Origin of the sequence: Shewanella sp. DAU305 (genome assembly GCF_026802235.1) — a bacterium.
GTDB classification, from domain to species: Bacteria; Pseudomonadota; Gammaproteobacteria; order Enterobacterales; family Shewanellaceae; genus Shewanella; species Shewanella baltica.
Map to the genome: position 1 here is coordinate 148221 of NZ_CP113808.1, position 11314 is coordinate 159534.

Annotated in this window: 8 protein-coding genes and 1 rRNA gene; 2 read left to right on the plus strand and 7 right to left on the minus strand. The window is 47.4% G+C overall.

The window, feature by feature from the left end; genetic code table 11:
• Positions 1–95 precede the first annotated feature (95 nt).
• The 5 genes from argH to argC form a co-directional block, all read right to left on the minus strand.
• Entirely contained in the window at positions 96–1463 is a 1368-nt protein-coding gene (gene argH / locus OX890_RS00620) for an argininosuccinate lyase (protein ID WP_268649919.1), read from the minus strand.
• Positions 1464–1572: 109 nt separating this feature from the next.
• The gene (locus OX890_RS00625) at positions 1573–2811 is read right to left on the minus strand and encodes an argininosuccinate synthase (protein WP_006083550.1); all 1239 of its coding nucleotides are present in this window, start codon (positions 2809–2811) and stop codon (positions 1573–1575) included.
• A gap of 60 nt (positions 2812–2871) precedes the next feature.
• Positions 2872–3777: an ornithine carbamoyltransferase gene (locus tag OX890_RS00630; protein WP_259214576.1), complete on the minus strand. Its 906-nt coding sequence runs from the start codon at positions 3775–3777 to the stop codon at positions 2872–2874.
• A 12-nt stretch (positions 3778–3789) separates the two neighbouring features.
• Positions 3790–4572 carry an acetylglutamate kinase gene (gene argB / locus OX890_RS00635; protein ID WP_006084516.1) on the minus strand — a complete coding sequence of 261 codons (783 nt, stop codon included), beginning with the start codon at positions 4570–4572 and terminating at the stop codon, positions 3790–3792.
• A 31-nt stretch (positions 4573–4603) separates the two neighbouring features.
• Positions 4604–5584 carry an N-acetyl-gamma-glutamyl-phosphate reductase gene (argC, locus tag OX890_RS00640; protein WP_126493086.1) on the minus strand — a complete coding sequence of 327 codons (981 nt, stop codon included), beginning with the start codon at positions 5582–5584 and terminating at the stop codon, positions 4604–4606.
• 624 nt (positions 5585–6208) lie between these two features.
• Here argC and ppc point away from each other — a divergent pair.
• Together ppc and OX890_RS00650 are read left to right on the plus strand one after the other, a co-directional pair.
• Complete coding sequence (gene ppc, locus OX890_RS00645) at positions 6209–8878, plus strand: phosphoenolpyruvate carboxylase (RefSeq protein WP_268649920.1); 2670 nt, start codon at positions 6209–6211, stop codon at positions 8876–8878.
• Positions 8878–9423: a DUF1439 domain-containing protein gene (locus OX890_RS00650; RefSeq protein ID WP_268649921.1), complete on the plus strand. Its 546-nt coding sequence runs from the start codon at positions 8878–8880 to the stop codon at positions 9421–9423. The genes ppc and OX890_RS00650 overlap by 1 nt, the downstream gene beginning before the upstream one ends.
• A gap of 143 nt (positions 9424–9566) precedes the next feature.
• Here OX890_RS00650 and OX890_RS00655 read toward each other — a convergent pair whose 3' ends face one another.
• Both OX890_RS00655 and rrf read right to left on the minus strand, forming a co-directional pair.
• Entirely contained in the window at positions 9567–10841 is a 1275-nt protein-coding gene (locus OX890_RS00655; RefSeq protein WP_226060271.1) for a CinA family nicotinamide mononucleotide deamidase-related protein, read from the minus strand.
• 312 nt (positions 10842–11153) lie between these two features.
• A 5S ribosomal RNA gene (gene rrf / locus OX890_RS00660) occupies positions 11154–11269 on the minus strand.
• Positions 11270–11314 lie beyond the last annotated feature (45 nt).

Here is an 11314-nt window from a genome sequence, read left to right on the forward strand (position 1 = left end):
TCATAGAAAGTCATTGCCCATACGGATAATGACCCAATAAAAAACGCGACTTAAAGTCGCGTTTTTTATTGGCTTGTTGATTTGAACAACTTGCCTTAGCGGGATTTCTTAGCCGCGATCGCCTGCTGAATTTGCGGCAGAGCAGTCCCACCAAGCACGTCGCGTTTCGCTAAACAGGCTTCAATGGTGAGGTTGGGATAAACGTCATCCTCAATGATGGCGGCAAAGGTTTTTAACTCTGCCAAGGAGAATTCCTCCAGCGGAATTTGCTTCGCTATCGCGGCAACCACCACTTCACCCACAACGTGGTGCGCCTCACGGAAAGGCATACCCTTAGAAACTAGATAATCAGCTAACTCTGTAGAGTTGGCATAACCTTGCTGCGCAGCTAACAGCGCATTAGGACGATTAACTTTCAGACCCGATAACACTAACGCCGCCATATCGAGGCAAATTGCCCAGCTATCAACTACGTCAAATAGGCCTTCTTTATCTTCCTGCATATCTTTGTTGTATGCCAAAGGCAGCGCTTTCATGGTGGTGAGAATGCCTACTAAACTGCCATAAACCCGGCCCGTTTTACCACGGATAAGCTCTAATGCATCAGGATTTTTCTTCTGTGGCATCAGGGATGAACCCGAGGTCACTTCATCACTCAGAGAGATAAAGTTGGCTTCGCCCGAGTTAAAGAAAATCAAATCTTCGGCCATACGACTTAAATGCATCATGCTGATCGATGCCGTTGAACACAGTTCTACCACGTGATCTCTGTCTGACACACTGTCTAAGCTATTGAGCGTCGGTGCAGCAAAATTCAGCGCGGCAGCCAGTGCATGCCGATCCATTTTATAGGCTGTGCCAGCAAGGGCGCCTGAACCTAATGGACAGGTGTTCGCACGGGTTAACGCATCGGCTAAACGGCTGATATCACGCTCATACATTTCCACATACGCTAAACACCAATGACCAAATGTCACAGGTTGTGCACGTTGTAAGTGAGTGTAACCAGGCATTACCGCATCAAATTCACGTTCAGCCAACGCCAGCAATTCAGCATGTAAGCTTTGAAGGCGCGCGAGTAATGCTTGGCCTTCGGATTGACACCAAAGCTTTAAATCGGTGGCAACTTGATCGTTACGGCTACGGCCAGTGTGCAGTTTTTTACCGAGATCGCCCACTTTGGCAATCAAGGCAGACTCGACGAAACTGTGAATATCTTCGGCGCCCGAGGCGAGAATAATAGCTGGATCGCCATTCACTTCCACCAGCAAATCATTGAGTGCTTTTTTCAAGTCGCTGCATTCAGTGGCTGTGATAATACCTACGCTAGCAATCGCATCAGCCCAAGCGATAGAGCCGATCACATCCTGTTCGAACAGGCGATAATCCACGGGTAGCGAATCGTTGAATAATTTGAATAGCGCGCTCGTTTCGCCCTGAAATCTTCCACCCCATAAAGCCATGCTAACTCCCCTTACTCACTGCTGATTTGAAATCGACTCATCTGAATCAAAAAACTTGATCAAAACCTAGAAACAAAAAAGGGCGCTAGGCGCCCTTTTAAACGACCTATTACTTAGACTTAACGTCATTAGCGTTGAGTGCGCGGATGCGGCTCGCTAATGAGTACAGGCGGATAAAGCCTTCTGCATGTTTTTGATCGTACACTTGATCTTCACCAAAGGTGGCAAATGCTTCAGAGTACAAGCTATTAGGTGAACGTTTCTTCACTGCCGTCGCTTGGCCTTTGTAGAGTTTAACCACGACTTCACCGTTAACTGATTCTGCCAGTGACTCAGATGCTGCCAACAGTGACTTGCACAGTGGCGTGAACCAACGGCCGTCATACACTAAATGCGCCATTTGTGCGGCAACTTGCTCACGCCAGTTACGGCTAGTCTTGTCGAGTACCAGCTCTTCAATCGCACGCAGCGCAGCGAACATCACAGTGCCGCCGGGAGTTTCGTAACAGCCACGAGACTTCATGCCCACTAAACGGTTTTCTGTGATGTCGATACGACCCACACCGTGTGGTGCAGCAATCGCGTTTAATGTCATCAGTGCAGCATAAGGCGTTAGGGCTTCACCATTCACTTTCGTGATACGGCCATGTTCTACTTCTAGCGACACATATTCAGGCTTGTTCGGTGCATCTTCAGGATCGGCGGTCAGAGTCCACACACCTTTGCTTGGCTCGTTCCATGGATCTTCTAACTCACCACCTTCATGGGAAATATGGAAAGCGTTGGCATCACGGCTATAGATTTTAGTCGCTGACGCTGACGTCTTAATGTCACGTTCGGCTAAATAGGCCAGTAGATCTTCACGGCTCTGCATGGTCCATTCACGCCATGGTGCAATCACTTTTAAATCAGGCGCTAATGCAGCGAAACAACCTTCGAAACGCACTTGATCGTTCCCTTTACCGGTACAACCGTGGCACAGAGCATCGGCGCCCACTTTACGGGCCACTTCAACCTGTGCTTTGGCAATGATAGGACGCGCCATTGACGTACCGAGTAAATAAGTGCCTTCGTAAATCGCCCCGCTCGCAATCGTTGGGTAGATATATTCTTTAACGAATTCTTCTTTCAGGTCGACGATATGACACTCAGACGCACCCGAAGCTAAGGCTTTTTCAGTCAAGCCAACCAGCTCTTCTTCGCCTTGGCCAACGTCGGCGCAGAATGCGATGATTTCGCAGTTATCGTAGTTTTCTTTTAACCAAGGAATAATGGCCGAGGTATCTAGACCACCTGAATAGGCTAAAACCACTTTTTTCACGCCAGTATTTTTTATCTCGATAGACATCTTAAATTCCTATGACTCGTTTCTCACCTAGGAGAAAACAGGCTGCTAAACAGGGTTAATTTAACTAAATAAGGTTACCAGTACCGCATTTTGTGCATGCATCCGATTTTCGGCTTGTTGCAGAATTAAGGAGCCTGCACCGTCCATCACTTCATCTGTTACTTCTACACCACGGTGGGCGGGCAAACAATGCATAAAGAAGTTAGCGCCCGCTTTCGTCATCAAGGCTTTGTTTACTTGGTATGGCGCAAACTTCGCTTTGATATCCGCCAGCGGTGTTGGATCGCCCATTGAAATCCAAGTATCAGTATAAATCGCATCGTGACCTTCAATCGCATCGATATCTGAAGTCAGTACCAGCTTACCGCCATATCGCTTAGCAAGCTCTTGCACTTCTGCCACTACGTAGCCATCAGGAAAGTGACCCGCTGGGCAGATCACTGTCATGGTAGCACCGAGAATAGCCGCACAGTACATCAGCGAGTTAGTGACATTATTACCATCACCAACATAAGCTAATTTGGCTTTGCTGACATCCTCAAACTGCTCGGCCAGTGTTAAAAAATCGGCTAATGCTTGGCAAGGATGATAAAGATCCGACAAAGCATTAATCACGGGCACTGTGCCACACTCGGCTAATTGCTCAATGGTGGTGTGCGAATAGGTTCTCGCCACAATCGCATCGGCCCAGCAAGACAGGTTAGCAGCAAAGTCAGCAACCGATTCCCGTTGACCTAGCGCACCATTTTGTTGGTCTAGGTATAAACAGTGGCCACCGAGCTTATTAATACCAATATCAAAGCTAACGCGTGTTCTGAGCGAGGGCTTTTCAAACAACATCACCACACTCTTGCCATCCAGCGCGTGGCGATACTCAGCCGGATTGGCTTTGATCGTTTTTGCCAAGGCAATCAGATCGAGTAACTGCTGCTGGGTTAACTCTTTTATCGATAGTAAATGCTTCATAACCTACTCCACTTATGGTTGGATTTGTGTTCCTACGGCTTCACCTTTTGCTAATGCGATTAATTGGCTTGCATCACGCCACGAGGCAACTTGAACCGCCTGCCCCATCCACTGTGCGACTTCGAGCGCAGCTTCAACTTTGACCTTCATTCCCTTTTCGATCACACCTTGTTTAACAAGGTCTGCTATCTGCTTGCCATTTAAACTGTGAATGAGCTGGCCTTTACCATCGAGCACACCAGACACATCCGACAGCAGCACTAACTTGCCGCCCACTAATTTGGCTAAGGCCGTCGCAGCTTGGTCAGCATTGACGTTAAGCATTTGGCCATCGTCCATCATGGCGATAGAGCTACAAATCGGCATCCAACCTTGGGCGAGGATAAACTTAAGATAAGCGCCATCTTTTGGTGTCACTTCGCCCACTAGGCCTAAACGTTCATCTTTAATCTTTGCCGATACAGTATTGCCATCGGCGAGGCTCATGCCCACACTCACAATCCCAGCTTTAGTCGCAGCGCCTTGGAGGATCTTGTTCGAAGTGCCCGCAAGTGCGCCAGCAATAATCGGCATTTGCTCAGGTGGAGTCACACGTAAACCATCTAACTTGACGGTTTCCATACCGTTTGCCGCTAACTGTTCATCCACTAAACAGCCGCCGCCATGTACCATCAACACTTGCTGACCATTGGCTAACATAGCCGCAGCCGTATCCATTAACCGCGCCATCCCCATTTCACATTGCAGCAGCGCGCCGCCCACTTTAAGAACTAATACTGAGTTGTTTGTAGACATCTTGACGACTCTCTTAAATAAGGATGAACAATTAAAGGTTAAAATGAATCTTTATGCATTGCAGCGCTTGGCTGGCAGCACCTTTCATCAAATTATCGATTGCACTGGCGACCACTAAGTAACCGCTATTCTCATCAAACTTCCAACCTAAGTGGCAGTTAGGTGTCAGCACCACATCGTCCACTTTCGGGAACTGATTGTGCTTCACGGTTACCAATGGCGCCTGGTCATACACGCTATAGGCCGCAGCGACATCGGCAGTTGTAGTGCCTGGTTTTAGCTGCACGGTAATAGTCGCTAAAATGCCACGCTTAAAGTTGCCAAGGTGCGGGGTAAATATCACTTCTTGACCAAGCTGAGTGGCGATCTCGGGTTGATGTCTGTGGCCTAATACGCCGTAAGGTGTCAGGCTCACTTCACAAAAACTGGTGTGTAACTGCGCTTTGCGACCCGCACCCGTTACGCCGCTCACGGCATTGATCACCGGATAAGCTGATGTCAGTAAACTCGCCAGCGGTTTTAACGCTGTAAGTGATGCGGTTGGATAACAACCTGGCACGGCGATCATCTTAGTCGCAGCGATTTCTTTAGCATTCCATTCGGCAAGTCCGTACACGGCTTTGGCTAAAACTTCAGGATATTCATGCTCAAAGCCATACCACTTAGGATATTGCGCCACATCGCTGAAACGATAAGCACCGCTTAAATCGAATACCGCTAACCCTTGGCTATAAAACCAAGCGGCTAAATGTAAGCTCACTGAATGCTCAGTCGCGAGCACCACGGCATCAGCTTCGGCAACGATTTTTGCCTTAGCGTCATCGGACAATGGCGACAGCGTTAATGCGATATGGCTATAGCTAGGGTACAAATCCGCTAAAGGCTTACCTTTATCTAAACTGTTTTCAGAAACATACAAACCCTGAATCGTCAGTTCTGCTTCTGCATAGATTAAAGCGGTCAGTTGTGCGCCTGTGTAACCACTGGCACCAATAATGGCGATATTTTTCATGTGTTGTTGTCTTATTAACCGAATCAAAGAAACTTAAAGAATAGATGAATAGCGTACACGCAACTGCGCGTATCTATGATGACAAGATTATCGTCGCAGGAAATCGTAATTGGTTGTTATTTTATTCACTGTCAGGTTAATGCTCTGAATCATGATATTTACTCTACAGGTCACAGGGGGTGACTCATCTCAACTGCAGGCTAGACTACCACAAAGATCTACTTATGCAATATATGTGAATATATATTTTTAATTTATTTTTATATTTCTTATTGGAATGCAGATCTCGCCCGCCTATCAACCGTTCAGCTAACTCGTTAATAACTCAGTTATCTAGGGTTAATTTGCGCCAAAATCAGTCCTTTTTATTAACAGCTAAGATACATGCCTGCAAAGCCGAAAATGATGCACTTCATATTCACTTACGCTAATCATCACAAAATATTGCGTAGCTTCGCATTTATATTGAATATTCCTCAACGATCATTGCGATTAGTTGCATATTAGATAAGCCAGTCGTATAAGTTATAAGTTCTTCTGTTGACCATTGCCCCAAGTGATAGGTATTGTGCTAACGGGCTAAATGCAATGCGGAATTTTCATGTTTTTCTATTCGGAGTAACTATGGTTGTAACCAAGGCAGACAATATGACCGATATGTATGCGTCATTAAGATCGAACGTGAGTATGTTAGGACAAATCCTCGGTGACACTATGCGCACCCACCTCGGGGACTCTTTTCTCGAGAAGGTTGAACAGATCCGTAAACTTGCTAAAGATTCACGCCGGGGCGATCAAGCCGCTAGAGAGCAAATGCTCGAGTTACTCACCGCCCTGCCAGACGAAGAATTAGTTCCGTTTGCAAAGGCATTTAACCAGTTCCTCAACTTAGCTAATTTATCTGAACAATTTCATACCATTAGCCGCAACTGCGACGAACTCGTCTGCGTACCAGATCCCGTGGAACAGCTGCTAGGCCGCATGTTAAATGGCCGTGTAGACCAAACGAAAATGCTCGACTGCCTTAAGACACTGGATATCGATCTAGTGCTGACAGCGCATCCCACTGAAATTTCCCGTCGCACCCTGATCCAAAAGTACGCCGCCATTGTCGACTGCTTAACTGAGCAAGAAAACGACCAATTATCAGATAGAGAGCGTCAGCAAATCAGTCTGCGCCTGCGCCAATTGATCGCGCAAATCTGGCACACCAATGAGATCCGCCGTGAGCGCCCAACACCTGTTGATGAAGCCCGCTGGGGATTATCGACCATTGAAGAGTCACTTTGGCATGCGGTGCCAGACTTCTTAAGACAGCTTAACGACCAAGTGCAACAACGCACGGGTCAACAATTACCGATTGATATCGCGCCAGTGCGTTTTTCAAGCTGGATGGGCGGCGATCGCGACGGCAACCCCTTTGTTACCGCGAAGGTCACCCAAGAGGTGCTCGATCGCAACCGCCATGCCGCCGCCAGATTATTTCTAAAAGACATAGTCCTACTGGTTGGCGAGCTGTCGATGGAAGAAGCCAATGATGAGTTAAAGGCTTACACCAACAACAGCTGCGAGCCATACCGCCACGTGTTGCGATCTATTCGGCAAAGACTGCGTGACACCATAGATTATTTAAATGCGCGCATCGAAGGCCACAATCCTGAAGTCGATAAGTCGAGCCTGATTTGGCAAGAAAGCGATCTCAAAGCGCCGTTAGAAATGCTTTATAAGAGTTTGACCGACTGCGGTATGCGCTTAATAGCCAACGGTCTAGTACTTGATATTCTCCGTCGTCTCGCCTGTTTTGGCATTCACATGCTCAGACTCGACATTCGCCAAGACGCCAGCCGTCACAGCGATGTGCTCGCCGAATTAACTCGCTATCTCGGCATGGGTGATTTCAACCATTGGGATGAAACCGAGAAGCAAGCTTTCCTATTACGCGAACTCAGCAACCGTCGTCCACTGATCCCAAGCAACTGGCAGCCGTCAGCCGATGTGGCCGAAGTGCTTAATACCTGCCGTTTAATTGCTAAACATCCGGCTAAAGCGCTCGGATCCTATGTGATTTCGATGGCGGGTAAGCCATCGGATGTCTTAACGGTTTTACTGTTACTCAAAGAAACGGGCTGTTCGCACCCAATGCGCGTGGTGCCGCTATTTGAAACCCTAAGCGACTTAAACAACGCCGCAGCCTGTATTACCGATTTACTCGATATCGACTGGTATCGTGGTTACACCAAGGGTATGCAAGAAGTGATGATTGGCTACTCTGACTCTGCTAAAGATGCCGGCGTAATGGCGGCGGCTTGGGCTCAGTATCACGCTCAAGAGCAGTTAGTGGCGGTCTGTAAACAAGCGGGCGTCAAGCTCACACTATTCCATGGTCGTGGCGGCAGCATTGGTCGCGGGGGCGGTCCTGCACACAAAGCGATTCTATCCCAACCTCCGGGGTCGGTAGATGGCCGTATTCGTGTCACTGAGCAGGGCGAAATGATCCGCTTCAAGTTTGGCTTGCCAAAACTCGCGGTTCAAAGCTTAGCCTTGTATACCTCTGCCGTATTGGAAGCGACCCTACTACCACCGCCAGAACCTAAACAAGAATGGCGCGATTGCATGCAACGTATCGCTGAAGAATCCGTGGGTGCTTACCGTGGCATAGTGCGTGATGAACCTGATTTTGTGGCTTATTTCCGCGCGGCAACGCCAGAAGTGGAATTAGGAAAACTGCCACTCGGCAGCCGCCCAGCTAAACGTCGTGTCGATGGTGGGATTGAAAGCCTACGGGCAATTCCGTGGATTTTTGCTTGGTCGCAAAACCGTTTGATGTTACCTGCATGGCTTGGCGCCGGTGAAGCGCTACAAGCCGCCTGTGAACGCGGTGAAATGGGCTTATTACAAGAGATGGAACGGGAATGGCCTTTCTTCAGCACTCGCATTTCAATGCTAGAAATGGTCTACGCCAAGGCGGAACCTAATTTAGCCCGCTACTACGAAACCTGTTTAGTACCGAAAGACTTACATCACTTAGGCGAAACCTTGCGCCAACGCTTAGATCTGGGCATTAAAGTCGTGCTTGAACTGACAAAATCAGATAGCTTAATGGCGCATACGCCGTGGAATCGCGAGTCAGTAAAACTGCGAAATCCGTATATCGATCCATTAAACTTCTTACAAACTGAGCTATTAGCGCGGACACGTAAGGAAACAACCGAAACTCCCGCGTCTGAACATGTGCAGCTAGCGCTAATGCTGACTATTGCAGGTGTGGCAGCGGGAATGAGAAACACTGGTTAATGAAAAAACTTTCCCGCACGATTTGCTTGGGACTGACTGTACTGCTTGGCGGCTGCGTCTCGCAGTACAGTATCAGCGAGCACGAAATGGAGCAGTACCTCAGTAAAGAGATCCATTTTGAGATTAAACAAGGCAATCAATTAGTTGGCGCAGAAGTGCGCATTAACGACATCAGTGTCAAGCTAGGTGTAAAACCTGACACTATGAGCGTAAGTGCCGCAACTCAAGTATCAATTAAGAATCCAATCTTTCCATTGAGTGCCAAACTCACGACGACTTTTGAGGCCAAGCCTTGGTATGACAGCGCAACGCATAGTGTCTATCTGCGCCAGCTCGAATTAGTCAAAGTGGAGTTAACACCAAAAGATATTGAAAAGGCGATTAGCAGTGCCACACCGCAGGTGATGGGTTATCTAAGACAATTCTTAGAAAACCAGCCTGTGTATGTGCTTGATACTAAGGACAGTAACCAAGCACTGATGGCGAAGATGACTGAAAGTATTCAAGTCGCCCCTGGCAAATTAGTGCTTAAATTCACGAAATAACCGATTATTTTGTGGATCATCCGCCATAAAAAATGCTCCCTCGGGAGCATTTTTTGTTAATACGTTTAAACTGACGTAAACCAATAAACCTTAAAAATTGTATAATATTTAAGCTTGTATAATCTTCAAGCTTGTATAAAAAGTTACTTGCTGAATCGCCCAATCGACTGGTAATCGACAATCACGGCTTCAGCTAAAAGCTCACGTCTTAACATATCGTAAGCCACCGCAGCACTTAAACTACGCACCAGATCCCGCGAACGTCGTGGCAGTTTAATCATCTGGCTATAAACACCGCCGCGAGTTGCTAAGGCAATCGCCACAGTGCCCACAGGCTTCTCGTCTGTGCCACCATCGGGTCCCGCAATACCACTGGTTGCCAGCGCATAGTCACTGTCCAATATTTGCCTTGCCCCCTTTGCCATTTCTTCCACAGTCGCAATGGAGACAGCGCCATGATCATCTAATGTTGAAGGATTAACACCTAACACGCGAACTTTAGATTCATTACTGTAAGTCACTAATCCGTGCTGTAAGTAAGATGAACTACCAGGGAAATCAACTAACTGACTGGTGATCATGCCGCCAGTGCAGGATTCTGCAACACTTAAGGTCAAGCCGGAGTTGAGTAACTTATAATGAATTTCTTCGGCAAGAGTGGCTTTGTCTTCCGCGACTACCGCAGTGCCCAGCACCATTTTGATGTGCCCAGCGACTCGAGGTAATACCGCTATCGCCTTCTCGCCACGGGCAAAAATCTTAATCTCAATATGCGGCATAGAAGAACGGTAACCAATAGTAATGCCTTCTGGCAGCTCTAATGGCTCTAACTTATCCGCCAACGCCGACTCACCTTGGCCTATCGTTAATAATTTCTTTAATGCGACCTTGGAATCAAGATTAAACTCATCGCGAATAAAAGGCACAAACTGCTCTGTAACCATGTGCTTAAGCTCAAAAGGCACGCCCGGTGTAAAGAATAACCACGCGCGGTTAAGCTTAACTCTAAAGCCACAGGCGGTTCCCACAGGGTTATCAACCATCACAGCTGAGGCTGGCAGCATAGCTTGCTTGAGATTACTTAAAGGCATTTCACGGTTATTACGGGTAAACCAGTCTTCTAAACGCTCACGCCACTCCGTATTCTCAACCAATGGTTCGCCCTTAGCCTTCGCCATCGCTAAAGCTGACATGTCGTCACTCGTCGGCCCGAGACCACCATTAACCAAAATAACATCGGCATGTAAGCTACGTTCTTGGAAAACTGCAATCAAATCCTCGAGGCGATCGCCGACAGTCACTCGACGCTGGATCTCGACACCATGCTCCATCATAGTACTGGCAAACCAAGCGGCGTTGGTATCAACAATCTGTCCCGCCAACACCTCTTCCCCAGTACAAATCATCTCTAACTTCATCTCAGATCCTTATCTACCCCAACAAATTAAATCATAAGGTAAGTAACCGCTTAACTAATAGCAATAGCTAGGCGCGATCTAGAACTCAGATCGCTGTAGCGAAATCGAAGCATTGTCAGAATAACTGCTGAAATAAAAGCCAAGCGGCACGAATTATTAATATCGTGGAGCGTGATAGAAGGTAATTGTAGAGAGAAAATTGAAGATAAATTAATAAATTGAGGACAAACTAGGCTGAATTTCACAAATTGCAGACGCAAAAAAGCCAGCTTATTCAGCTGGCTTCGTTACATCTCAATGATATAATTAGGCGCTTGGCGATGACCTACTCTCACATGGGGAGACCCCACACTACCATCGGCGCGTTTGCGTTTCACTTCTGAGTTCGGGATGGGATCAGGTGGTTCCACAAGGCTATTGTCACCAAGCAAATTCTGTTTATTACCGTGTCCATCTCTGGACCACGTTAATAA